Consider the following 26,749-nt stretch of genomic DNA (forward strand, 5'->3'; position numbering starts at 1 on the left):
CGAGGTCCTTTTTCTTGAGGAGAATCTGGTTTACGTGATCTTTTTATATTCCTTTTGTCGGGACACCGGCACAGCCGCAGAGCTCCGGAACACCGGCTTGGTCTGCACGTGCGTGACCTGGGGAGGCTTGTGCGGATTGCGGATCCGGGACAGCAGCATCTCTGCCGCCTGGAGGCCCATTTCGTCGCGGTAAATATGGACGGTGGTCAGCTGGGGCTCGACGATTTGGGATTCAGGAGAATCGTCAAAGCCGGTGACCGCAATATCCTCAGGTATGCGCACCTGTTTTTGCTTTAAGATCCGCATGACATTGATGGCGATAAAATCGTTCGCGCAGACGAAGACGGTAGGAAGGGCGTCCAGCAGGCTGATTCTCTCCTCCAGCCAGGAGAGGTTCGAGATCAGACGGTCCGCTTCCGTAATGAACAGCGAAGGATCCTGCGGCAGACCGGCGGCGCTCAGCGCCCTTGTGAATCCGGTCCAGCGTTCATGGAAGCTCCGGCAGTGGCGGATATCGCCGACAAATCCGAGGCGGGTATGGCCGCTGTCGATCAGCGTTTGGGTCAGCCGGAAGGTGCTGTGTTCATTCTCCATCAAGAGCACATCGGCCCCCAGGTCGGGACCCAGGAGATCGGATGGCGCGTCGATGCTGATGGTCGGGATCTGCAGGTTGTGAATGAACTCGGTATAGTTCTTGTCGAACAGCTCGATACAAACGATGCCGTCCACCTTCGTCTTGTCAAAATTCACAGGCAGCGTTAAGGCTTCAAGCTCGGTCTCCCGTACGATGTGGATGGATAAATTGAACCCTTCCGTGCTGATCATCTTCTCCAATCCGCTCAGCAGCGAGGTGCCGAAGTGGGTGCTATGCGGCATGTTGGCGGTGAAGAGCGCAATGTTGCCCGGAGCCCTGGAGGAAGTTTCTTCCGGTTCGATCAGGGCGAACTGCTTGTACTTGAGCTCGATGGCTCTCTTGATCACCCTGCTTCGGGTCTCGGCCGGGATGGTTTCGCTGCCGTTCAGCGCTTTGGAGACGGTGTTTCTGGATAACCCCAGCGAGTCGGCTATATGTTGAATCGTAATTTTTTCTTTGTTCATGATAAGTACTCCTCTATGGGACAGATGGCCGGATCGTTGAGCCGGCGGAGATCATCGAAATTACATTCAATGTATACTAATTCTACCGAAATATCAACACAAGAAAGTTACAAATGAACAATCGGCTATGCAATTGTAAAGAAAAAGAAGGGGATCTGCTCTCCTCATGTCTTAGGAAAAGATTATGGATTGTTTTTGTATAATTCTCTCGACCTTACACTGACGCTTATAATAAGTTCAATTTTGATGTTTAAGCACTGGGAATTTTTTGAGTCAGTATTACAAGATCCAGAACTGGACATTGACTTCCTTGCCAGAGAGACAAGCATGTTCGTTCTGTGTGCACTAAATTATAGAGGGTTTTAATCTAGCCTGTTGATTCGTTTGGAGGAGTCTATGAGTCTGTCGGAGTTTGATTTATTTATTGCGAAAGGGAATTATCAGAAACTTAAGTATACGGAAAAGAAAATTGAATTAATTAAAGAGCTAATACGTGATGCCCTAAAAAGTCAGGAAGTAAAATGTGAAACCTGGCCCGAATATGGGGTTGTAGGCAAATTTAAGACTGTTTTCCGATACAAATATGATCATGAAAATATCAATCGATTTTTATATGAGTTAGGCATCTTGTCTATATCTGCTTCTATTAAAGAGCAGTTCTTAGACTATGAGGAGATTGCCACTTAAAAAATGCAACTAATTACGAAATACACAAAAGTGTTCAGTACTATCCAAACGTTATGGAAAATCATGGCGAAAAGAAATTTGCTGTTGAAGAGAATTCATTATTGAATCAAATGAGTATTTCTCAAAAAGTATATCTTTGGAAAGAGGTGAAATTTCTAAATATGTCTATCTCGAAAGAGTGGGGGCTTATTCTGGATAACATTGTCAATTTGTTAGCTTCAAAAGGAACTACGACTGTAAAGAGTAAATATAGGTCATTTATTTTTAAAGAGAAACTAAACTTTTGCCCTCAGGAGGTATTGAAGAAAATGGGAAGTGAAGTATTAATACGAAGTTGTAGAGTGGATTTAAGTATATTTGAAGAGTATGCTGCGAGAGGTTTTTTTAATGTTCCAGAAATTAATAATTATCGGAGAATTATTGATATAACTGAAAGGTCTATTCTTATGGAAATGACCAAAGAGGAATAAGCCAGAGAATGGTTCCATAAGAGACTGCAAAGACTCTCGGAATTAAGTCAAAATAAAACTTTATAAGAGAGTGACAGAGCAATTTGCTAATTGATAGTTACGAAAATCTGGGCTGGTAACCCAAGAGAAATATGCACGCACCTTGAACTTTCACTACAGCCGATGGATTAAGGTGCTTTCTGTTTATTTCAATAAGAAGTGGGTTCGCGCTTTAGCTCAGTTGCAGAAAGGCATCCTGACATTTCATCCGCTTCGATAGCTCCTTTTAAACTATTAACTATTCTAATGCCGCTGGGTAAGCAGGGTTCTTATCCACCGTAATCACTCGCGGCAATTGATTGTGTGGCGATGATAACGCATTCTTGAAAAAGCGTTATATCGCGGTTTTCGGAGAGCATGAAATCTATCGTGCTTCCTTCAGAATCTACTGCTCGATAAAGGTACTTCCAATGACCTCTAACTTTGATGTAAGTTTCATCCACTCGATAAGAATCGATTGTTATTTTTAAATCGTGGTGAATTCGTTTGTCTATTTCACGCCCGAACTGATAGACCCATCGCATGATCGTCGTATGAGAGATATTCAATCCTCGTTCTTTCATCATGTCTGCTAAATCACGATAACTCAAACAAATTTCAAATACTAATCTAACAGTTAACAAAATAATTTCCGCCTCTTAATGTTTCCATTTGAACAAATTCGATATCGTTTCCATATTTGTATACCCCATCCCACATTTTCAGTTCAGCCAAAGTTTTTGCACCACAACCGTACAAAACTAAAAACCTCAAGTCAACTTCAAGTCGACGTGAGGGGGAGAACTACGTGTTTGAAACTTTCAATGAGATACATTTGTAGTGTTTCTAAAAATGGGGGTAGTTTTAACGTGAATGACTTGAGGCGGTTTGTAAGGATCATGAATCCGTGACAACAGCAATTCTGCTGCGATAATCCCCATCTCGTCTCTGAAAATGTGGACAGTCGTAAGATGCGGTTCTACAATCTCGGATTCAGGTGAATCGTCAAAACCACAGATCGTAATATCTTCAGGAATCTGTACATGTTTACTTTTTAAAATCTTCATGACATTAATAGCAATAAAATCGTTGGCACAAATAAAAGCGGTGGGGAGAGGCTTCATCTCTTCTAACCTTTTTTCCAGCCATTTGACATCGCATATGAAACGGTCTTCGTCAACGATACAATATGATAGGTTAACTTGCAGAAGGGAGCTGACCAGCGCTCGGTTAAAGCCTGCCCATCTTTCATTAAAGCTTTTGCAATGATTATAATCCCCGATGAACCCTAATTGATTGTGTAGGCCTTTATCGATCAATTTTTTTGTCATGACGAATGTACTATGTTCATTTTCCATCAAAATCACATCAGAATGTATGTCGGTGTACATCATATCTGCAGGACCATCTATGAAAATAGCTGGAATACCTAACTGATCAATGAACTGACTATACTTGGGGTCGAATAATTCAATGCAGATAATCGCATCTACTTTGTTTCTATCAAAATTATTGGGAAGAAGGAGAGACTCGATCTCCGTTTCGCGTACAATGTGGAACGATAAATTATAACCTTCGGAACTGACCCTTTTCTCAAGTCCGCTTAATAAGGAGGCTCCAAAATGAGAATTGGTGGGTATGCTCGAAGTTAGCAGAGCAATATTTCCTGTTTTTTTTGTGAGAACGCTATCCATGTCGACATAGGCAAACTGCTTGTAATTGAGTTCAATCGCCCGCTTTAATACTTTATTTCGCGTTTCAACCGGAAGGCTTTCGTTGCCGTTGAGTGCCTTGGAAACTGTATTTCTGGATAACCCTAATGAATCGGCTATGGATTGCACAGTAGTTTTTTCTTTGCGCATGATTTACCCCTTTACTAATAGATGCTCAGCATCGATGAACGGGTTTTGACATCAGATGAAGGTCTATAGGGTAACTGTATAACAAATCGAAGGAAAGAGCAACAGAAAAAGATGCAAATGTAAATAAAAATGCAATTGAAGGTGCATTTGTAATCTTGATTTGGTGCGGACACAAAGAAAGGTAGTGTAGACAAATGAATGAATAATAATGTGCAAAATGAATGTTTTTATGTGTAATTTTTTTTTTGTAAATGTACACTATGAAACTAATTTTGCGAATATTTTGATATAAATAGTATAAATTAACAAGAAAAAAGTATGAAGTAACAAAATGAATATTTTTTTTGTGGGCAAAAAAACTTTTTTTGCTTTACAAAATTGTGTTGACTTAAGTGATTACAGGGTGTAAATTGTAAACAAGACAAAATGTAAGCACTTTCTCGGGACTGGGCAGGGGTTAATAAATGTGCAAATGTAATATTCATTTAATTAGAAGACACAGGAGGTTATAACTTGGAACAAGTAGTGAAATTGGACAATGAAAATAATGTGCGAAAGAAAAAAAAGGCTGCTCTCTTTAGCAAACTAGAGTTTATAAAGAAAAATTACTTTCTATATTTGCTTATAGCACCAGCCTTTATACTTACTATTATTTTTAAGTATGTGCCTATGTATGGGGCAATCATTGCTTTTAAGGATTTTAGACCAAGTAAAGGAATTCTAGGAAGTGACTGGGTTGGTTTTAAACATTTCGCTGATTTTTTAACATCGCCGAATTTTACGATCATTTTTATGAATACATTCAAGCTAAGTTTGTTTGGTCTTATACTAGGCTTTCCAATTCCAATCATTTTAGCCTTAATGCTCAATCAATTACGAGGTGCTGTAATTAAGAAAAACATTCAGCTTATTCTATACGCGCCTAATTTTATTTCTGTTGTAGTCGTTATCGGGATGGTATTTATCTTCTTATCCCCGACAGGTCCATTAAATGTCGTAATCACTGCAGTTACAGGGAAGCCGGTTATGTTTTTGACGGATCCTGCATATTTCCGGTGGATTTATATATTGAGCGGGATTTGGCAGACAGCCGGGTGGGCATCGATCGTTTTTGTGGCTGCACTAGCAAGTGTAGACCCAGAACTGCACAACGCTGCGACGCTTGATGGAGCAGGTATCTTGCAAAGGATCCGTCATATCGACCTGCCAACGATCAAACCTACCATCGCGATTGTATTTATCTTGGCTGCGGGAGGGCTTATGTCGATTGGATTTGAGAAAGCTTTCTTATTGCAAACCCCAATGAATTTACCTACGTCTGAAATCCTGCCAACGTATGTGTACAAAGTGGGCTTGCAGCGAGGGGATTATGCCTATTCATCAGCGGTTGGTCTTTTTAACTCTGTCATCAATCTGATCTTACTGATACTGGTTAATTTCATTGTAAAAAAATTAAACGAAGGTGAAGGCATCTACTAAGCATATAAAGGAGCCGTCGTATGAATTTCAAGCACAGTCTATTAGACCGCGTTATATTAGGCGTGAATTATATCTTATTAGCACTATTTGTTTTGATCGTTTTGTTTCCTTTGATCTATATTGTTGTTGCTTCCTTCATGGATCCGACCGAACTACTGAACAAAGGTATAACCTTCGATTTTTCCAAGTACACACTCGAAGGCTACAGGAAAATATTAGTTAATGATGGAATGCTTAGGGGATTTGTCAATGCGATGCTTTACTCCGTTGGATTTTCTGCGATTACAGTTGCCGTGTGTGTATTTGCCGCTTATCCGCTATCTACCAGCAGTTTTGTGGGGAAAAATTTCTTCATGACGCTTTTTGTGATCACGATGTTTTTCAGCGGAGGATTGATTCCGACTTATTTAGTCGTGAAAAATTTGGGAATGCTAAATACCCCGTGGGCCATCATTGTTCCCGGAGCAGTGAATGTTTATAACATCATTTTAGCAAGAACTTTCTTTAATGGTATTCCTAAAGAATTAAAAGAGGCGGCCAGAGTCGACGGAGCTTCCGAACTGCTTACCTTTTTTAGAATTGTATTGCCGCTCTCCAAGCCTATCGTGTTCGTGTTAGCTCTCTACGCTTTTGTTGGGCAATGGAATTCCTATTTCGATGCTCTCGTTTATTTGGATAATCCTAAGTTGTTCCCTTTGCAGTTAGTACTGCGATCCATTCTAATTCAAAACCAATTGCCTCCGGGTTCGATTGGCGACCGATTAGCGCTTGCTGAGCTGAAGCGGCTTTCCGAAATGATCAAATATTCATCTATTGTGATCTCTAGTCTTCCACTCATCGTTATGTATCCATTCTTCCAGAAGTATTTCGAAAAAGGTGTCATGGTAGGTTCATTAAAATAGTGAACAGGCTGCACATATAGAAAAGACTATATTATCTATCATTAGGAGGTCTTTAATCATGAAACGCACCGCAAAAGCTATGATTGTGTCTCTTGCAACAATTTTGCTCTTATCTGGATGTACAGAAGCAAACAACAATGATGCCACACCTGCCGGCACCTCATCCGCCAAGACTGGAAAAGTGACATTGACTATGATGACCCAAAGCTCGCCGCTTGCCCCTGCAGATCCCAATGAGAAGCTGATTTTCAAGCGTTTAGAAGAAAAAACAGGTGTTCATATTGAATGGAAGACCCTGGTTTCAGGAGATACATTTGTTGAAAAAAGAAACTTAGCTATCGCTACTGGCGAGCTTCCAGACGCGATCTTTCGCCCGGATTTTACAGACAATGACATCCTGCAGTTAGCGAAAGACGGTACTATTATCCCACTAGAAGATTTGATCGATAAATATATGCCTAACTTTAAAAAAGTGCTGGAGAAAGCGCCGCAGTATAAAGCGATGATCACCGCTCCGGATGGGCATATTTATTCCTTACCTTGGATTGAGGAATTAGGGGCTGGCAAAGAAGCGATTCAGGCAGTCGACGATTTGCCTTGGATCAACGTAGAATGGCTCAATAAATTAGGACTCAAAATGCCGACCACAACCGAAGAATTGAAACAAGTACTTCTCGCTTTCAAGCAAAATGACCCTGCTGGCAACGGAAAAACCATTCCTATGTCTTTCATTAGCAAACCAGGTCCAGATGGAAAGACCGGTGCCGAAGACTTGACATTCTTGTTCGGCTCCTTCGGTTTAGGGGATAACAACGACCATCTAGTCGTCAGCGATGACGGCAAAGTGATTTTCACGGCATCGGAAAACGGATACAAAGAGGGCATTAAATATTTGAATGATTTGTATAAAAACGGACTCTTAGATATAGAGGCTCCTTCGCAGGATTTCAATACGTTTCTCGCCAAAGGAAAAGAGAATCGCTACGGTTTATACTTTACGTGGGATAAAGGAAATATTACGGGCATGAATGACAAATACGACGTCATGCCTGCACTGAAAGGCCCGGACGGTCAGAAAAACGTCACAAGAACGAACGGGGTTGGCTTCAGTAGAGGCCGGGGCATGGTGATTACGAAAATCAACAAAAACCTGGAAGCTACGGCGAAATGGGCGGACCAGCTGTATGATCCGCTGCAATCGGTTCAAAACAACTGGGGGACGTACGGAGATACAACGCAACAAAATATTTTTGAGTTCGATGAAACGAAGAAGATGCTGAAACATCTGCCGCTGCAGGGAGCTGCACCAGTAGAATTAAGACAGAAAACTTCGGTTGATGGACCGTTGGCTATATTGGACAGCTATTACGGAACCGTTACAACAAAGCCGGACGATGCTGCTTGGAGACTGGATATCTTGAAAAAAATCATGGTTCCGGACATGAAAGCAAAAAACAATTATCCAAACGTCTTCTTTTCTGTGGATGAACTAAGTAAAATTACTCGAATCGAAGCCGATTTGTTCCCTTATATCAATAGAATGAGATCGGAATGGACTGAAAACGGCAAAGTTGAAGAACAATGGCCGACCTATTTAAAAGAACTGGATCGCCTTGGTCTGAAGGAATGGTTGAAAATTAAACAAGACGGTTACGACAGAAGCATGAAGAAATAACAGATGACCATAGAGGGCCGGAGCAAAATCGATATGAGGTCATGCTCTGAACTTTATATACGGAGGGATGAGGAAGAAATGTCAACGATCACTTATACGGAAAAATACCGACCGCAATTTCATTTTACCCCACCGTCAAAGTGGATGAACGACCCTAACGGTATGGTTTACTTTGAAGGCGAGTATCATTTGTTTTATCAGCATCATCCGAATGGGACGACTTGGGGGCCGATGCACTGGGGGCATGCGATCAGTACGGATCTCATTCACTGGGAGCACCGCCCGATTGCATTGGCACCGGATCATAATGGATATATCTTTTCAGGAAGTGCAGTCGTTGACTGGAAGGATTCCAGCGGTTTTTTCGCCGGTAAAGCGGGTCTGGTGGCCATATTCACCCATGCGGACCAATATCCCAATTCGGATCGCCCCAGACAGCGACAGAGTTTAGCTTACAGTTTAGACAAAGGCAGAACATGGACGATGTACGATGGAAATCCTGTTCTGTACAGCGAAGAAATCATTGATTTTCGCGATCCAAAAGTATTCTGGTACGAGCCGAAGCAGCAGTGGGTTATGGTGCTTGCGGCGGGGGACCGGGTTCATATTTATACATCAGCCAATTTGAAAGATTGGTCATTTGGAAGTGAGTTCGGCAGCCTCGATGGCTCTCATGATGGTGTATGGGAGTGTCCAGATCTCATCGAGCTTCCAGTTAATGGAGATTTAAAGCAAACCAAGTGGGTACTAATTGTAAGCATTGGAGATAATCCTAAGTTCACTGAAGGTTCGAGGACTCAATACTTTACTGGAAGCTTTGACGGATATTCATTCGTTAATGATTCAGGACCTGAAACCGTGTTATGGCTTGATCATGGCCGAGACAATTATGCCGGAGTAACTTGGTCGGATATTAACCTGAGTAACCAAGAAAAGCTGTTCATTGGCTGGATGAGCAATTGGAAGTATGCGAATCATACGCCGACTGAAACCTGGAGAAGTGCCATGACTATTCCGAGAGTTTTATCATTAAGGGAAAACGCATCTGGAATCCGGCTCATGCAGAAGCCTGTGGTCGAACTGGAAAAGTTGCGGCAAAGATCTACGACATATAAAAACATTGCCGTTGTTCCAGGAAAAAATATTCTATCGGGAATTAAAGGTGACATATTCGAATTAATTTGCGAGGTAGACCTGGCCTCGTCGACGGAGTTTGGTTTCAAGCTGCGGATGTCAGATTCGGAGGAAACGGTTGTGGGTTACAACAAAGTTACCGGAAAATTTTTTGTTGACCGTAGCAATTCAGGTGAGTCCGATTTCCATGGTGAATTTCCGTGCATGCATGAAGTACAAGCGCATTCTCCGAATGGAAAATTGAAATTACAGATTTTTGTTGATCATTCCTCAATAGAAGTGTTTGTAAATGATGGTGAGTGTGTCATAACCGATCAGATTTTCCCTGCGCCATCGAGTACGGACATGGATATGTTTGTCATTGGTGGCGAGGCAAAAGTAGAGTCACTTGTTATTTACTCATTGAACTCTATTCATGGCATTTATGGCATTTAATGAAATAAAGGCTGCAACATGCGGCCTTTTTGTTTGTCAACTTGTCCGAAGCGGGGGGGGGGGGGGGGATCCTATTGAACATGAAAGTTGAGGAAATTATTCATGAAGTACCGGAACTAAACCATGAACTCTTAAGTTTTGAAATTCTTGGAGGTGGGCTTTGCAACCGAACCTATAAGGTTCATACCAAACAAAGTACATATGTTCTACGCATCAATAGCAGGCAAAACGAATATTTAAATCTTACACGTTGTTCAGAAGTAGACGTGATGCATACGATAAATCGTGAAGGATTTGGTCCAAAGGTTATTTACTGTCATAATCCGGAAAAATTTGTAGTCACTGAATTTATTGAAGGTCGACTGCTTGAGAAGAATGATTTGAAAGACGATCATATCAAAAGCATGATAATGGATCGTCTTAAACGAATACATCGTATGGATGGTCAAGCTAGAATATGTACTCCATATGATTTAATTCATGGATATTTAAAAGGGGCAGATCAGTTTCAAGTCAAGTATCCGGATGGATTAACCCAAATTTTGAATCGGGTAGAGAAAATCGCGCATGAACGTAGTAATGACAAGAAATATAACAACAAATTCTGTCACAATGACTCCTTCTTATGCAATATGATCTATACGAAGAATAAGCAATTACAAATTATTGATTGGGAGTTATCGGGGATGGGGGATGTCTTCTTTGAATTGACGCTCATCCCGCTTACAAACCAATTCAGTGAAAAAGATGAACGTGAGTGGTTGAAGTTATATTTCGGATATTTCGAGGAAGATACATTACACATTTTTCAAGATATGAAATTCGTATCAATGGTTCGAGAGGTTGCGTGGGGGTTGTTTTATAGCGGACTTACGAAAGGTGAAAATCACCATGACTTTGATTATTACAAGTTCGCTGAATATTGCGTTCAGCGTATTGAACAAGGCATTTATCAATTATAATGGTTTAACCTTCCCAACCTAAGTTAATCCTCTGAGAAACAATCGATAGAATACTATTAGAAGAGTAGGTGGAATTCATATGATGCGTATTGGAGCTATTGAAGCTGGTGGAACTAAATTCGTTTGTGGTATCGGTAATGAAACGGGATTCATTGAGGATCGAATTAGTTTTCCAACAGAACATCCTGAGGAAACGATAAAGAACGTAATTACTTATTTTTCAGATAAAAATGTTAGAGCTATCGGTATCGGGACATTTGGACCCATTAATGTTGATCCCAAAAGTCCTTTTTATGGCTATATTACTACGACGCCTAAACCAGGATGGAGCAATTACGATTTCCTAGGAGTATTGAAGCAAACTTTTAATGTCCCATTCGGTTGGGACACTGATGTAAATGCTGCTGCGTTCGGTGAAGCTAAATGGGGGGCGGCACAAGGTTTGGATAGTTGTGTTTATTATACTATTGGCACTGGTATTGGTCTAGGCGTATATATTGAGGGACAATTGGTTCATGGTCTTGTACATCCAGAAGGCGGACACATCTTGGTTAGACGTCACGGGGAGGACAACTTTGAAGGTATATGTCCTTATCACAAGGATTGTTTGGAAGGGATGGCTGCTGGACCGGCGATCGAACGGCGCTGGCACATGAAAGGAAATGAGCTTGACGCTACTCATCCAGCCTGGGAACTTGAAGCTTTCTATATCGCGCAATCGGTAAGTACAACCATTTTGATGCTATCACCGAAAAAGATTATTTTAGGTGGAGGAGTTATGCATCAAGAGCAGCTTTTCCCTTTGATCCGCTCCTATGTTCAGCAAAATTTGAACGGTTATATCAGTGATACAGCTTTATTCGACGATATTAATAGCTATATTGTTGCTCCAGTGTTAGGGGATAATGCAGGCTTGTGTGGGGCGCTTGCTCTAGGCGTAGAAAGTTTGAAAAGCCAAAAATCATTATAGTTAATTAAGCAATGAATTTCAAAATTAGGAGGAGACATGGTAAAGAAACTTGGATTTATCGGTTGTGGAGTTATTTCAATTGCTCACGTGGAAAGTTTGGAACAATAAGTAAATTCCCCTAAATACAATAAAAGTCCCCGTATACTTGGAAATTAATGCTGACTCTAATCACAATTAATCTGAATCAGGCAACAAGCGTAACTACATTCTTTTATAGAAAAAGCTGTTCACCCTAAGAAGAAACATTGGTGTTCTTGTGGCTGGTTAGATGTACGTGAAAGGATGCAAGTTTTTTCTCATGAGCAAATAAAGGTTGTTCCCGGGGGATCGTTTTATATGAAAAGAAAAATAGGACTACTATTTATGTTCGTTGCATTTCTTATGGTTGGGCTTACCGCATGCTCATCAGGAAATTTAACGGAGCCTTCAACAACACCTGAAGCAGCAGTTGCGCCATTGCCTGCAGAAAAAACAGTTCCGAATAAAAAAGGAAAAACAATCGTGGTAGGGCTTACTTTGCAAAATTTAAGTAATCCTTTCTTTGTTGCGATGTCCAAAGGAGCTACCGCAGGCGCGATGCTGCACGGTGCCGAAGTAATTATACAAAGCGCAGAAGGGGATTTGGCTAAACAAATTGCTCAAATCGAGGATTTTGTTTCAAGAAAAGTAAGTGTGATTCTTCTCAATGCTGTAGACTCCAAAGGTATAGCCGGTGCAGTCAGCCAAGCAAAAGCGGCTGGTATCCCGGTCATAGCAGTTGATGTAGGAGCGGATGGAGGTGTGAACACTGTTGTGACGTCGGATAACTATCTTGCTGGAAAATTAGCCGGGGAATATATGGTTAAGAGATTGAAAGGCAGTGGTAATATTGTTATCCTCGATGGTCCGCCTGTATCTGCGGTAACGGATCGTATCTCCGGATTTGAAGAAGCGATTCAATCTGCTCCTGGAATTAGGGTCATTACTAAACAAAATGGGGACGGTAACCGCGAAACATCGCTTGCCACGATGGAAACCATTTTACAAGCTAACGGAAAAGGTAAAATTAACGCTGTATTTGCCACTAATGATCCTTCTGGAGTTGGGGCTAAAATTGCAATTGAACAAGAAGGCCGTGACAAAGAAATGTTTATCGTTGGGGTTGACGGTGCACCGGATGCCGTTAATGCGATAAAAGAAAAGAAAAGCTTTGCCGCAAGTTCGGCACAGTATCCTTTTGAAATGATTAAATTGGCAATGGATGTAGGTTTTAAAGTTTTGAAAGGCGAAAATGTAGAGCCCTTAATTAAAATGCCAGTTGACTTGATCACTCAAGATAATGTGGATAGCTATAAAGGATGGTAAAAGCGGAGGATTTATGTATAAGATTGTAATCGCGGATGATGAAGACAACGTAAGGGTGGGAATTCGGAATAGCCTTAATTGGAAGGAACTGGGATTTGATCTTGTTGGCGACTTTGAAAACGGTCGCGAGGTGATCCAAGCCTTGGAACAGCTTCAACCTGATGTCGTTTTAACTGATATCAATATGCCCTTCATGGATGGCTTGGCAGTATCACGGCATCTATTTGAACATCATCCTCGTATCAAAATCATTATTCTCACGGGATACGATGAGTTTGAATACGCTCAACAAGCAGTAAAGCTAAAGGTGCATGATTATATTTTAAAGCCGAATACGATTGGTGAATTGCAACAAATCCTCTCTAAAGTAAAAGCGGATCTGGATGAAGAGAATCGCAAAGTGGAAGATTTAAGCAAGCTTAAACAACAGCTGATAGAGAGTATGCCTCTCTTGAGAGAAAGGTTTTTGAATCAGTTGGTTTCAGGTAATTTGCGGGGAGGTAAGCTTGAGGAGAAGCTTGCCTACTTGGATTTCAATTTATCGGGAAGTCTTTATTTAGTTGCTGTGATTGATGTGGATGATCACGGAGAGTTGCAAAGATTTTATCCCGAAAGCGAGACAGAATTGCTTTATTTTGCAGTGTGTAATATCAGTGGAGAAATTATAACGAAGCAAGTGAAAGGAATCGTTTTCCAAAGTAATAATGAAAAGACAATTGCGGTACTTTGCGGTGATCATGCGGAGGTGTTGCAAGTAGAAGCGGTAAGTATTCTTGAAAATATTAGCCAGTCTGTTAAAGAGTATCTGAAGTTTACTGTTTCTATTGGTGTAGGGTCGATATGCAATTCTCTGCATCACATTCATCATTCTCATAAAAAGGCTTTAGCTGCACTTGATTATCGCTTCTTTTTGGGAAAAAATCAAATCATTCATATAAGCGATATTGAAGGAAGAACGGAAGAACACATACCTTATGATAAGTTCTGGGAAAGAAAGCTCATCAACTGTTTGAAGTCCGGAACGAAACAGGAGATTGAAGCCATCGTTGAAAATATTATGAAAAATATAAAGGATTCCTATTTGACCATGGACCGCTGTTATATTCATATACAGCAAATCATTGTCTCGATTATTGATGCTTTGGACGAGCTTGAGATTCGTGACGGGCATCGTGGAAGCATTCACGAAAGACCGTTAACCGAAATCTATGCATTAAAAACACTGGATGAAGTTGAAGATTGGTTAAAAGTATACTGCACGCGTATCACTGATATCATCACAGAAACAAGAATCAATTTGTGCAAGATGCAAGCTATCAAAGCGGAAGAGTTTATTAAAATGCATTATTCGGATGCGACCATATCCATGGATATGGTTTGTAAATATCTGGTTCTCAGTACAAGTTATCTTAGCTTAATTTTCAAAAAGCACACGGGAGAAACATTCAAAAGTTATCTGACTCGCATTCGTGTAGAGAAGGCGAAGGAATTTCTGAAATGTACGGATTTGAAGATTTACGAAATCGCTGATCGTGTCGGCTATACGGACCCTCATTACTTTGACCTGATTTTCAAAAAAACAACGGGTATGACTCCTACCGTATATCGCAAAATGTTGTGAAGGGGACGTGTAAATGGTAGGGAATCGACTGATTCATTTTTTTCGTTTCAAAAGTATACAATCAAACATAGCGTTTGCTTTTTCATGTTTAATTGTAGCTACGATTACCGTTATTGCATGGATGTCTTATCACCTTACCACAGAGGCTGTAAAAAAGAATTCTCGCGACTATACGTACCAGCTCATGGGACAGGTTAGTTCTAACATTGACAGCTATATCAACTATATGGAAAATATTTCGCAAATGGTTCTTTCCAATTATGACATCAAAGAGTACCTCTTGAAGCAGGTATACCTTGGTGCAAGCGGTAAGGAGGATTTGAGACAGAAAATATCGTTTCAATTGAATACTGTATTGAATACAAGAAAGGATATTTCGTCGGTTCTTATATTTGGCACTAACGGGAAAATCATTCCTTACAATGACAATATTCAGATCAATCCTGAAGTAGATCCGATAGAACAAAGCTGGTATAAGAAAGCAATCGAAGCGAAGGGGAAGGTTGTCATTTCTTCTTCACATGTTCAAAATATGATTCTTAACGATTACACTTCGGTGATATCCTTGAGTCGTGAACTGAATAGCGATGTCGGCGGTGAAAAGCTTGGCGTTCTACTTGTTGATTTGAACTACAGTGTTATTAACGACATTTGTAATAAGATTAAGCTTGGAAATAAAGGATATGTGTTCATTTTGGATGCAAACGGAAGCATTGTTTACCACCCGGATCAGCAGCTAATAAGCGCGAATCAAAAAAAAGAACTGATATCTCAAGTGATGCAAACCCCTGGGAGCAGCTTTGTGACTTCAGAGGGGAAAAATAGTCGGATGTATACAATTAAAACATCGCAAAGCACTGGTTGGAAGATTGTAGGGGTAACCTATGTGGATGAATTGGTTTCCAATAAGCATGAGCTGCAAATGTACGCCTTTGTTGGCGGGATAGGATTTCTTCTGATTGCAGTTCTGCTTTCCTTTATTCTCTCCTCTCGCATTTCAAGGCCAATTAAACATCTCGAAAGTTCGATGAAAGAGGTAGAGAGGGGGAATTTTGACACTCAGGTCGATATTGAAAGTTCTAACGAAATCGGGCATTTAAGCAAGCGATTTAATCGAATGACGATAGAAATTAAAGAACTGATGCGGCAAAATGCGAGGGAGCAGGAGTTAAAAAGAAAGAGTGAGTTGCAGGCGCTGCAAGCTCAGATAAACCCTCATTTCCTTTACAATACCTTGGATTCGATTATATGGATGGCAGAGAGTAAAAAATCGAACGAAGTCGTCCTAATGGCAGCATCTTTAGCCAAGTTATTCCGGATAAGTATCAGTAAAGGACAAGAATTCATTACTATTTCAAACGAAATCGAGCATATTGAAAACTATTTAACAATCCAAAAAATGAGATATAAATCTAAATTGGATTTTGAAATCAACGTTGACAAGAGCATCTTGTCGTACAAAGTAATCAAAATTATTTTGCAACCTCTGGTGGAAAACTCCATTTATCATGGATTAAGAAATAAAGATAGTGTAGGTATTGTTCAAATTACGGGAATCAGAAGAGGGGACAGTATTCTTCTTCAGGTTATCGATAATGGAATTGGAATGTCTCCGGAGGAGATCCAGGACGTTTATCAATACAAGCGTTCGTCAAAGCAAGGGAATGGAATCGGTGTGCAAAATGTAAATCAAAGAATCAAGATTTATTATGGGGAACAATATGGGCTTCATTATGAGAGTGAATTGGGGCAAGGCACAACCGTTAATATTTGGCTGCCTATTATAGAATAGAAGAAATATAATGAAACGAAAAAACTAGCGTCTGCTTTGCTGGTTTTTTTATTTCAATTTTTTTTTTGTACGATGTAGTAGAGATTACTCAACAATTGCAATATGTTTTTCTATTAATATTCGCGTTGATCGAAGGTATGATTGAGACTGTGCTGGGGCGTTGTATTTACGAAAAAGACCGTAGGAGAGGTGATAAAAAAGAAAGATGCGTGACCCGGTGTCGCAGCACATACTTTGCGGCAGTACAACAACTCTTTAAAGAACAATTCAATTAGGAGGCAAATTTTAAATGAAAAAGGGTCTAATGTTTATTGTTCTATCTATTTTCTTAGTGGCATTATCAGCATGCTCAACGAATACGTCTCAAACAGCTGCTGAGACAAAAGCTCCTGAAGCCACAAAAGCAAATGAAAAGCCTGCAGATGCGGCTAAAAATGATAAAAAAGTAGTGATTGGTTTAACTGTACAAAACTTAAGCAATCCTTTTTTCGTAGCCATGTCCAAAGGTGCGGCTGATGCGGCTAAAAAGCACAATGCGGAAGTCATCACAGTAAGTGCAGACGGCGACTTGGCCAAACAAACTTCGCAAATTGAAGATTTCATTACTAAGAAAGTTAGCATGATTTTAGTAAACGCGGTAGATTCCAAAGGGGTTGCCGGTGCTGTAACGCAAGCAAAAGCGGCAGGGATTCCGATTATCGCTGTTGATGTAGGTGCGGACGGTGGAGTGAATTCCGTGGTCACATCCGACAATTTCCTCGCGGGCAAATTAGCTGGAGAATATGTAGTGAAGCGTTTGAATGGTAAAGGAAATGTAGCGGTTTTGGATGGACCTCCAGTATCTGCAGTAACGGACCGGATTGCTGGCTTCGAAGAAGCTATCAAAGGTTCGGGAATTAAAGTAGTGGCTAAGCAAAATGGCAATGGTAACCGTGAAACATCGCTTACGATGATGGAAAATATGTTGCAGGCAAATGGTAAAGGGACTATCGATGCCGTATTCGCTATCAATGATCCTTCAGGCGTAGGAGCAAAAATTGCTGCCGAGCAAGCCGGTCGTGATAAAGAATTGTTTATCGTTGGTGTAGACGGCGCACCTGATGCGGTGACAGCTCTGAATGAAAAGAAAAGTTTTGCAGCAAGTTCGGCGCAGCATCCTTTCGATATGATTCAAAAGGCAGTTGAGGTTGGATTCAGCATTATGAAAGGTGAGAAGGTCGAATCTCTGATTAAAGTTCCGGTTGATTTGATCACCCAAGAAAACGTTGCCAGCTATAAAGGTTGGTAAAAAATAACGTTGCACAAGGAGTTTTTGATAGTAATGCGGTACTTCAGCTTTCGGCTGGAGTACCTCGTGCTAATTCAAATCATAGGAGTGAAAACACGTGGAGGCCGTACTGAAAGAAAAGAGGATAAGCAGCCCCAATGAACCAACCACGGTTTTGCAAATGAAGGGCATTTCGAAAAGTTTTTCAGGGGTAACGGTTTTGAAAGACGTGCAAATTGAGCTGAAAAGCGGAGAAGTTCATGCGCTTATGGGCGAGAATGGCGCGGGCAAGTCCACCCTTATGAAAATCATGGCCGGTGTTTATCGGCCGGAGTCTGGAACAATCATATATAAAGGTAAACCCGTATCCTGGTACAATCCTATGGAAGCGAGAGAGAATGGCATCAGCGTTATTCATCAGGAATTACATCTTTCACCGAACCTGACAATAGGCGAGAACATCCTGATGGGAACTAAATTTCCTAAGAATAAAATAGGAATGGTCAAATGGGATGAAGTATACAACAGATCACAAGTAATATTGAATTCGATTGGATCTAATTTAGACGCTAAGACGAAAGTCTCGACGTTAAGCGTTGCCCAGCAGCAGATGGTAGAAATCGCAAGAGCTTTATCTTTCAAGTCCGAAATTCTTATCATGGATGAACCGACAGCCTCACTGACCGACAAGGAAATTGACAAGCTGTTTCTTATTATTGATGACTTGAGGAAGCAAGGCGTAGCCATTGTCTATATATCTCATCGTATGGATGAAATTTTTAAAATATCAGACCGGTGTACGGTACTTCGGGACGGTCAATGGATCCATTCCTGCCCTATCGAGGAAACGAATCCGGAATTGCTTGTAAAAACGATGGTCGGCCGGGAATTGAACGATTTATTTCAAAAAACTGTAAATCATACGCTTTCGATTAAAGATAAACACCCTGTTTTAGAGTTGAAGGGCGTTTCGGACTACAAAAGAGTAAAGGACATTTCGCTAAAAGTCCATTCAGGTGAAATTGTCGGACTGGCAGGCCTTGTGGGCGCAGGCAGAACCGAATTGGTTCGGGCTATTTTCGGTTTATCCCCTCTGGCATCAGGAGAAATCTGGATAGACGGGAAGAAAGTGAATATTCATTCCCCGATAGATGCAATAAGGCAGGGTATTGCCCATGTCCCGGAAAGCCGCAAAGAACAAGGCTTGTTTTTGAATATGTCTGTTAAAGAGAATATCCTCATGGCTGAAATGCAAAAATTCCGCAAGGCAGCTTTGTTGAACTGGAACGACATTGATCAGGAGGCTGAACGGTACATTCAAGAACTTGGAATCAAAACGGCTAATAAGGAACAGAAAATTGTAAGCCTTAGCGGAGGGAACCAACAGAAGGCGCTTATCGCTCGATGGCTATCCATAAAACCTAAAGTGCTTTTACTTGATGAACCTACTCGAGGCGTTGATATTGGCGCCAAAACGGAGATACATAAACTCATTTGCAAGTTGGCGAAAAACGGTTTGGCTGTACTGATGATTTCATCAGAGCTTCCGGAAATATTGGGTGTGAGTGACCGTATCTTGGTCATGCATGAAGGTCGAATTAAAGCCGATTTGGAACGGAAAGAAGCTACTCAGGAAAAGATTATGTTCTATGCCACGGGGGAGATAAGATGAATACCGGAGCTCAATCGATGAAGTCAAGCGAAAAAAACACAAGTTTGAATTTGAAAATGATTTGGAATAATTTAGGCATGCTAATTGTTTTGGTCGTGATGTCCATCATTTTATCCTTTGTAGCTCCTAACTTCTCGGAAGTTAGTAACATCATTAATGTTTTGAAGCAGGTATCCATTATTGCGATTCTCGCAGCTGGAATGACAATTGTTATTTTAACCGGCGGCATCGATCTATCTGTCGGATCTACGGTTGCATTATCGGGAGTAATATCCGTTATGCTTTCAACGCATGGAGTCAATCCGCTAGTCGCCATGCTTGCCGGAGTTGCTGTTGGTTATCTGGCTGGAGCAATCAACGGATATTTTACAGCAAAGACCAAACTGCCTTCGTTTATCGTAACCTTGGGTAGTTTTACGTACTTGAGAGGGATCGCCTATGTCATAAGCGGTGGATTCCCAATTGTACTTAGTTCAGGATTTTTTAAGTTTTTTGGTTCCGGAACCATACTTGCTATCCCGACCCCGATATATATAATGCTCATCGTGTATATCGTGATGTTTATCATATTGAAGTATACGATGTTTGGCAGACATGTATTTGCAATTGGTGGCAATGAAGAAGCGGCGCGTCTAACAGGTATTAAGGTCGAGAATACATTAATCAAAGTATACGCAATCAGCGGATTATTATCGGGATTAGCAGGTGTTGTGCTTGCAGGCAGGTTGTTCTCCGGACAGCCGACAGCGGGAATCGGCTACGAGCTTGATGCAATCGCGGCTGTGGTGCTTGGCGGAACTAGTCTAACCGGCGGTGTCGGAAGAGTTCAGTCGACGATTATCGGTGTGCTCATCATGGGAGTTATCGGCAACGGTTTGACATTACTGGATGTAAGCTACTATTGGCAACTTGTTGTTAAAGGAGCCGTCATAGTAGCTGCAGTTCTCTTGGATCGCTTGCGTATACAAAACTAATGAATTGGGGCTTTTGATATGAGAATTGGAATTAAGAATATACGAACACGCATACTCCTAACGATATTGCCGTTTCTACTTCTCGCATTAAGTTTCATGTCATGGTTGAGTTATTCGAGCTCCAAGAATATCATTGACAACGAAGTTAAGCAAAAAATGGAATATCAGTTAAGTTCGAATATTCGGAGTATCCAACTCATATTAAAAGCCCACAGCAAGATTCCGGAAAGTATGGCAAGAACGATAGAGAATGTAGGCATGAATTTATCAAAGGACAATATTTTTTCAATTATCGAAGGCCTGTTGTCGACCAATCCAGATACATTTGGGGTTGGAGTATGGTATGAGCCTTACCAATACAAGGGCTATTTGAAATATTACGGCTCCTACGCTTATCGTAACAACGGACAAATCATGTATTCCGAAGATTACAACACACTAGCAATCTCGCTTTCCATATGTCGCACGGTGATTTAACCCAAACCATTGCAGTGCGAAGCAGAGATGAATTTGGTCAAATGGCTGTAAGTTTAAATCAAATGGCGGTCAATCTCAAAACGACGATAAATAACATCCTAAGAAGTTCGGAATCAGTTGCAAATACTTCCGGCATATTAACATTAACCTCAGAACAAACAGCACAAGCTGTTGCTGAAATTTCTGAAAGTCTCCAACAAGTAGTAAACGGAACCGAAATCCAGAATGAATTGATCACGGATACGGTTACTGCCGCTGCTAGTGCTATTGAACAATTACATATGATTTTGGAAAAGACGAATTCCGCATCGACAGCTTCTTCGGTTGGTTTGGAAAAGGCAATGAGCGGAGCGCAATTGATTAAAGAAGCCATTGAACGAATCGACGATACTTCTCTTCGTACGATTGATTCGGTGAATATCATTCGAAAATTGGAAGAAAAGTCGTCACAGATTCATTCATTAAATGGGGTTTTATCAGAAATGGCCAAAAAGACGAAAATATTATCGATTAATGCAGGGATCATTGCGTCACAATCAGGTTCAAACGGGAAAGCGTTCACAGTCGTTTCTGATGAAATCTTTCTTCGATTCAAGCGGTACAGCTTATTGCCAATGAATCGACGGAAGTGACCAAATCTGTTAACAGCGTACATACGTTTATGGCAGAGATGAAATTGATGTTGGATAAAAGTTCTAAAATTACTATGGAATATATGAATGCCATTAGTTTAGTTTCGACATCTACTGAACAACAAACAGCATCCATGCAAGAATTAGCATCCTCTGCGAATGAACTATCGAATATAGCACAAACATTGAAGGATACAGTCGAAGCATTCAAATTATAATACGTAACCGAATTCGAGTTGGAAACTATCGAAGGGAGGTGAAATGGAAAATGGTAGCGTCTTCAAACAGTGGGGGGACTCCAATCCCATTTATCAGTAATGCAAAACAAATCTTGATTATGGTATGAAAGGGGTATCTCAATTGATCAAAAAGAAGCTTGCCCAATATTTGGCGCTGATGCTTATCGCATCCAATGCGGCATTAGCAACCGTTCCCGAATCCGCATTCGCAAGTAATGCGGAAACGGATACAGGCCTTTACAAGGAAACGTTCCGGCCTCAGTTCCACTATGCTCCCGCAAAAAATTGGATGAACGACCCGAATGGGCTTGTCTACTATAAGGGAGAGTATCACCTTTTTTACCAACACAACCCGTTTGGTAATGGATTCGGCAACTTGTCTTGGGGCCATGCGGTTAGTAAGGACCTGGTCCACTGGACTGAACTCGGTGTTGCCATTCCCAAGGATGAGAAAGAAGATGTATTCTCCGGCAGTATTGTTGTTGATTTCAATAACACCAGCGGATTAGGAACCAAAGATAGCCCTGCAATGGTTGCGGTCTACACAAGCACCGCAGATGGCAAGCAATCACAAGCACTGGCCTACAGCACAGACTATGGTCGGACCTTCATCAAGTACTCCGGCAACCCGGTGCTCGATATCAATTCGAAGGCTTTCCGCGATCCGAAGGTATTCTGGTATGAAGCAAAGCAGGAGTGGATTATGGCCGCAGTCCTTGCAGATAAGAGACTAGTAACCTTCTATAGCTCCCCAGATCTGAAAAATTGGACGCATTTGAGCGATTTTGGTCAGCAAGGTGCTATCGGCGGGGCTTGGGAGTGTCCGGATCTGTTCCCGCTTCAGGATCCGAATCATCCGGATCAACAAAAGTGGGTGCTTATCGTTAATCTGAATCCCGGTGGGGTTGCAGGAGGTTCGGGTTCCCAATATTTCATTGGCAACTTCGACGGAACAACGTTCACACCCGATGCTACAGATTCCGAAGACGCTCCGTACACGCCCCCAGTCGGTAGAGCGCTCGGAAATTTTGACAATGGCGATTTTGATGGATGGACCGTTTCGGGAAGCGCTTTCGGTGATGTTCCGGCTACGGATACGTTGCCGGATCAGCAGTTCGTCATGAACTGGATGGGGGCGGGTTATATTAACGGCTTCCATGGACATGATGAAACGAAAGGAACACTGATCTCACCAGACTTTGTTATCGACAAGAATTATATCAATTTTCTTGTCGGAGGCGGCAAACACCCTTATGTTCCGGGTTCAACGAAGAACTTCAGCATCCCGTCCGGCACTACCTTTGCAGAATTTGAAGGTATTACATTCGGGGACGGGTGGCAAGCCACCGGGGATTTGGCTAATAAAGCGCCTGCCAAAGGCACTCTTCCAGGTCAGGGAGAAGTCCGGAGCTTCGTGGGAACCCAGTTAGTGAATACTTTCTTTGACGGAGACGGTGCAATGGGAACCATCAACTCCCCATCGTTCACTATCAACAAGCATTATATCAACCTGCTCGTTGGAGGCGGCAACCATCCATGGGGAACAGATGTCCAGCCCACCAGTGTTAACCTGATCGTAGATGGAAAGGTTGTAGAGTCCGCTACCGGTTCAAACAACGAGACCTTGAACTGGATCCATTGGAATGTAGATGCTTACGCAGGACAGACTGCCAGCATTCAGATTGTCGACCAGAATTCGGGTGGTTGGGGACATATTCTTGTGGATCAAATTATGTTCTCCGATGAGGCTTCTCAACCCGTAGCGAATGATGTTTCCGCAAAATTGATGATAGACGGGCAAGTTGTACGACACAGCACCGGTAATGACGATGAAACGTTGGACTGGACCAGCTGGGATGTAAGTCAGTTTAAAGGAAAGACCGCTAACATTGAGCTTGCTGATCATAATACCGGCGGTTGGGGACACATTAATGCCGACCAGTTCACATTGGCAGACGAGCCTGCCCAGCCAACCCATCTAATCGAAACAAACATGAAGCGCGCACGTTGGGTTGATTACGGGAAGGATAATTACGCAGCTGTTACATACAACAATGCTCCTGGCGGCAAACGTATCTTGATCGGTTGGATGAATAACTGGGCATATGCGGGTAACACCCCGACATCGCCTTGGCGTAGCGCCATGACGTTGCCTCGTGAGCTTAAGCTCCAATCGGTCAACGGCCAACTCCAGTTGATCCAATCGCCTGTTGATGCTTTGGATCAGTTGCGGATGCCGATTCTGGACTGGAGCAACTTCCAAGTCCAGCCAGGGGTAAATGTTCTCTCTTCTGTAAACGGAGACAAGATGGAGATCGAAGTGGAATTTAACCTTACCGATGCTACGGAATTCGGGTTTAAAGTACGGAAGTCGGAAACAGAGGAAACCTTAATCGGTTATGATGCAGTTCAACAGAAGGTTTTTGTTGATAGGACTCATTCTGGTAATATTGGCTTTCACTCGGACTTTCCTGTCAGGAATGAAGCTCCTCTTGTTCCGAAGAATGATACAATCAAATTGCATATTTATTTGGACTGGTCTTCGGTTGAAGTGTTCGCTAATGATGGAGAGAAAGTCATTACGGATCTGATCTTTCCAGACCCGGGAAGCAAGGGCATTGAGTTGTATACCAAGGACGGAAGTCTGCAAGTGAACTCTTTAAAGCTGTATCAGATGAGAAGCAGCCGGAGAGACGAAACGATCAAGAACATCCAATTGGACAACTCGAAATATCAATTATCAAGGAATGGCACTCATCAAATGACGGTTCGTTCGCTGAACTTAATTCCGGAAACCTCATCTGTATATCAGTCTGTGTATCAAAATGTTTATGTAAATAAAGAGCTGACTGTCTACGATTATAAAGACTATGGTAGTAACGAAGATATCACGGATCTTGCCGCATACATTTCTGCTGACCCAGGAGTAGTTGCTGTTAACAGTCATGGATTGCTTACTGGTTTGAAGGCAGGTACTACTACAGTTTCAGCCGAATATCACGGATATCGTACATCTGCAACGGTAGTCGTTCTTGAGGATGGAAGAACTTCATCGTCGGATAATTCACCGACAACATCAACGGTAACAACGCCGGTAATAACGACGTTGCCTCAAAATTTCAACGACAAAGTCGTCTTGAAATCAACCTTGAAAGATAGTGTAGCACAAGCTGACATTTCTACTGAAACCATCAAAAATGCTTTGGAAAAAGCTAAGACTGATGAGAATGGTATAAAAACCATTGTACTGGATCAGCAGAAGCTAGACGGAGCCAAGGGGTATGCTGTCGACCTTCCCGTCTCGTATCTGAATTCAATTAGTGCAGCTCATCAGTTGGAGATACGGAATGAGTTTGGAACCATCGTTGTGCCTGGGAATATGCTGGCTAATATGAATATCAACAGCCAAAGTAAAGTTACTCTACAACTTAAAGCTAGCGATAAAGCCGCCATTCCGGCAGAAGCCGCCCACAGTATTGGTTCAAGACCAGTTGTAGAGATTAATGCTTTAGTTGATGGCCAAACAATTGCCTGGCATAATGATGCCGCACCAGTGAAACTCTCGATCAACTACAAGCCTGTTCAAGAAGAATTGAATAACATTGAACATCTGGTAGTATGGTACTTGGATCCTACAGGGGCCATCATCCCTGTGACGAACGGTAAGTACGATCAATCGGCCGGCAAAGTCATTTTTACTACAACACATTTCAGTAAGTATGCCGTCGCTTATGTCAATAAGACTTTTCAAGATATTAACTCCTTTCCTTGGGCGAAGAAGCAAATCGAAGTATTGGCGTCGAAGGGGATTATTCAAGGAGCTGCCGAAACGAAGTTCTTGCCGGAAAATAATGTGACTAGAGCGGATTTCATGCTTATGCTGGTACGTACACTAGAATTAACCGCTGATGCCGATTCTAACTTTGACGATGTCAAGTCGAGCGACTATTATTACAGGGAAATAGGCATTGCCAAGAAATTAGGGATTACGGATGGTATGGGCAATAATGAGTTCCTTCCGAAAGAGGCGATTACCAGACAGGATATGATAGTCATGCTGGCAAGGGCGCTGAACATTACCAAGAAAGGAGCCCTTGACTCGAAAATTGATATCCATACATTCGATGATTATCAAGACATTTCCGATTATGCTGTGGACAGCGCCAATGCGATGTTGGGTAAGGGCATTGTTGAAGGGAGCGACAAACGGATTCGCCCATTGGAAAATACGACTAGGGCTGAGATCGCCGTTGTCATGTATAGAATCCTCAAATTGAAGTAAATGGATAAGATTTTGTAACAGAAACAGGGCATGGATGCCAGCAGAAAATAAAGTAGACTGGATGTCTTTATTCCATGCGGCTATTCGAATCGCCAAACCGTGAGACTTCATAAAATAAGTATTAGACTGACCCTAGAAATTGAAACAGCGACAGCCAAGGACGAGAAAATAAAGTCCTAGACTGTCGCTGTTTCATTGAACTCGTCCCCCGTTAGCTTATTTTATAGCCGAGCTTCTTCTCGCTTCGATAATTATGGACTCTTTTTCAGCTAGTGTACTCTAATTTTCCCTACGAAGAGCATCTACGATATTTACTTTATTTAACCTGTACATCGGCCAAAGCGTTGCGACAAGCGTAGTAATAATCGAACCTGCAAAAGCAATGCCGATACTGTACCACGGGATCACCCAAGCTATATCCAACGCACCTGCGAAGAGATCAAGTATGCCATAATCCAGAGCCGTCCCAATGATAATCCCGATCACGGCGGCAAGCAGACCATAAAATATGCCTTCTAAAATAATCATTCTCCTCACTTCATGCTGGGTCATGCCGATAGCCTTTAGAACTGCAAACTCTTTCGTACGAAGAATGAGATTCGTACTTACTGTATTCACAATGTTCACAAAAGCAATTAACACAATGACACCAATAAAACCGTAAAGCAAGATGCTGAAAGTCATTGCGTCGTTTTTGGCTTGGGCGACTTCCGCCACTCGATCATTGTAGTTAAATCCGGCGTCTTTTTCATTTAAC

21 protein-coding genes and 1 pseudogene are annotated in these 26,749 nt (G+C 41.8%); 18 read left to right on the forward strand and 4 right to left on the reverse strand.

Features of this window, described 5'->3' with window-relative positions:
- Window positions 1–30: 30 nt before the first annotated feature.
- A complete protein-coding gene (locus ACP26L_RS11005) occupies window positions 31–1,098 on the reverse strand; it encodes a LacI family DNA-binding transcriptional regulator (RefSeq protein WP_426452562.1) in 1,068 nt (355 codons plus the stop codon).
- A 396-nt stretch (window positions 1,099–1,494) separates the two neighbouring features.
- Between ACP26L_RS11005 and ACP26L_RS11010 the strand changes: the two genes are divergently transcribed.
- Both ACP26L_RS11010 and ACP26L_RS11015 read left to right on the forward strand, forming a co-directional pair.
- A complete protein-coding gene (locus ACP26L_RS11010; RefSeq protein WP_426452563.1) occupies window positions 1,495–1,785 on the forward strand; it encodes a hypothetical protein in 291 nt (96 codons plus the stop codon).
- A gap of 53 nt (window positions 1,786–1,838) precedes the next feature.
- Entirely contained in the window at window positions 1,839–2,255 is a 417-nt protein-coding gene (locus ACP26L_RS11015) for a hypothetical protein (protein WP_426452564.1), read from the forward strand.
- A 280-nt stretch (window positions 2,256–2,535) separates the two neighbouring features.
- Here the strand turns inward: ACP26L_RS11015 and ACP26L_RS11020 are convergent.
- Together ACP26L_RS11020 and ACP26L_RS11025 are read right to left on the reverse strand one after the other, a co-directional pair.
- Window positions 2,536–2,923, reverse strand: a pseudogene (locus ACP26L_RS11020) (IS6 family transposase); the annotation flags it as partial.
- A 171-nt stretch (window positions 2,924–3,094) separates the two neighbouring features.
- A complete protein-coding gene (locus ACP26L_RS11025) occupies window positions 3,095–4,135 on the reverse strand; it encodes a LacI family DNA-binding transcriptional regulator (RefSeq protein ID WP_426452565.1) in 1,041 nt (346 codons plus the stop codon).
- Window positions 4,136–4,684: 549 nt separating this feature from the next.
- On the opposite strand from ACP26L_RS11025, the gene ACP26L_RS11030 reads away from it, so the two are divergent.
- The 16 genes from ACP26L_RS11030 to ACP26L_RS11105 all read left to right on the forward strand — a co-directional run bounded on the left by ACP26L_RS11030 (window position 4,685) and on the right by ACP26L_RS11105 (window position 25,992).
- Window positions 4,685–5,614: an ABC transporter permease gene (locus tag ACP26L_RS11030; RefSeq protein WP_426454900.1), complete on the forward strand. Its 930-nt coding sequence runs from the start codon at window positions 4,685–4,687 to the stop codon at window positions 5,612–5,614.
- 20 nt (window positions 5,615–5,634) lie between these two features.
- The gene (locus ACP26L_RS11035) at window positions 5,635–6,516 is read left to right on the forward strand and encodes a carbohydrate ABC transporter permease (RefSeq protein ID WP_426452566.1); all 882 of its coding nucleotides are present in this window, start codon (window positions 5,635–5,637) and stop codon (window positions 6,514–6,516) included.
- A 58-nt stretch (window positions 6,517–6,574) separates the two neighbouring features.
- Window positions 6,575–8,191, forward strand: coding sequence for an ABC transporter substrate-binding protein (locus ACP26L_RS11040; RefSeq protein ID WP_426452567.1), 1,617 nt, complete (start codon window positions 6,575–6,577; stop codon window positions 8,189–8,191).
- Window positions 8,192–8,269: 78 nt separating this feature from the next.
- Window positions 8,270–9,760 (forward strand): glycoside hydrolase family 32 protein, encoded by a 1,491-nt coding sequence (locus ACP26L_RS11045; protein WP_426452568.1) that lies wholly within the window; start codon window positions 8,270–8,272, stop codon window positions 9,758–9,760.
- A gap of 80 nt (window positions 9,761–9,840) precedes the next feature.
- Window positions 9,841–10,722, forward strand: coding sequence for a phosphotransferase (locus ACP26L_RS11050; RefSeq protein ID WP_426452569.1), 882 nt, complete (start codon window positions 9,841–9,843; stop codon window positions 10,720–10,722).
- Window positions 10,723–10,804: 82 nt separating this feature from the next.
- Window positions 10,805–11,692, forward strand: coding sequence for an ROK family protein (locus ACP26L_RS11055; protein WP_426454902.1), 888 nt, complete (start codon window positions 10,805–10,807; stop codon window positions 11,690–11,692).
- A gap of 336 nt (window positions 11,693–12,028) precedes the next feature.
- Complete coding sequence (locus tag ACP26L_RS11060) at window positions 12,029–13,036, forward strand: substrate-binding domain-containing protein (protein ID WP_426452570.1); 1,008 nt, start codon at window positions 12,029–12,031, stop codon at window positions 13,034–13,036.
- Between the two features lie 13 nt (window positions 13,037–13,049).
- Window positions 13,050–14,657, forward strand: coding sequence for a response regulator (locus tag ACP26L_RS11065; RefSeq protein ID WP_426452571.1), 1,608 nt, complete (start codon window positions 13,050–13,052; stop codon window positions 14,655–14,657).
- Window positions 14,658–14,670: 13 nt separating this feature from the next.
- Window positions 14,671–16,449 carry a sensor histidine kinase gene (locus ACP26L_RS11070; protein ID WP_426452572.1) on the forward strand — a complete coding sequence of 593 codons (1,779 nt, stop codon included), beginning with the start codon at window positions 14,671–14,673 and terminating at the stop codon, window positions 16,447–16,449.
- Window positions 16,450–16,738: 289 nt separating this feature from the next.
- On the forward strand, window positions 16,739–17,737 hold the full coding sequence (locus tag ACP26L_RS11075) for an ABC transporter substrate-binding protein (protein ID WP_426452573.1): 999 nt from the start codon (window positions 16,739–16,741) through the stop codon (window positions 17,735–17,737).
- Between the two features lie 97 nt (window positions 17,738–17,834).
- A complete protein-coding gene (locus tag ACP26L_RS11080) occupies window positions 17,835–19,388 on the forward strand; it encodes a sugar ABC transporter ATP-binding protein (protein WP_426452574.1) in 1,554 nt (517 codons plus the stop codon).
- Window positions 19,385–20,362, forward strand: coding sequence for an ABC transporter permease (locus tag ACP26L_RS11085; RefSeq protein ID WP_426452575.1), 978 nt, complete (start codon window positions 19,385–19,387; stop codon window positions 20,360–20,362). Before ACP26L_RS11080 ends, ACP26L_RS11085 begins: the two co-directional genes overlap by 4 nt.
- Window positions 20,363–20,518: 156 nt before the next feature.
- The gene (locus ACP26L_RS11090; protein ID WP_426452576.1) at window positions 20,519–20,839 is read left to right on the forward strand and encodes a hypothetical protein; all 321 of its coding nucleotides are present in this window, start codon (window positions 20,519–20,521) and stop codon (window positions 20,837–20,839) included.
- Window positions 20,821–21,471, forward strand: a complete 651-nt coding sequence (locus ACP26L_RS11095) for a methyl-accepting chemotaxis protein (RefSeq protein ID WP_426452577.1) — start codon at window positions 20,821–20,823, stop codon at window positions 21,469–21,471. The genes ACP26L_RS11090 and ACP26L_RS11095 overlap by 19 nt, the downstream gene beginning before the upstream one ends.
- Window positions 21,472–21,500: 29 nt before the next feature.
- Window positions 21,501–21,689: a hypothetical protein gene (locus ACP26L_RS11100; RefSeq protein WP_426452578.1), complete on the forward strand. Its 189-nt coding sequence runs from the start codon at window positions 21,501–21,503 to the stop codon at window positions 21,687–21,689.
- Between the two features lie 142 nt (window positions 21,690–21,831).
- Window positions 21,832–25,992 (forward strand): GH32 C-terminal domain-containing protein, encoded by a 4,161-nt coding sequence (locus ACP26L_RS11105; protein WP_426452579.1) that lies wholly within the window; start codon window positions 21,832–21,834, stop codon window positions 25,990–25,992.
- Between the two features lie 279 nt (window positions 25,993–26,271).
- On the opposite strand, the gene ACP26L_RS11110 is transcribed toward ACP26L_RS11105, so the two are convergent.
- Window positions 26,272–26,709, reverse strand: a complete 438-nt coding sequence (locus tag ACP26L_RS11110) for an ABC transporter permease (protein ID WP_426452580.1) — start codon at window positions 26,707–26,709, stop codon at window positions 26,272–26,274.
- Between the last annotated feature and the right edge of the window lie 40 nt (window positions 26,710–26,749).

This window comes from Paenibacillus sp. S-38 (assembly GCF_049942825.1).
Lineage (GTDB): Bacteria > Bacillota > Bacilli > Paenibacillales > NBRC-103111 > Paenibacillus_G.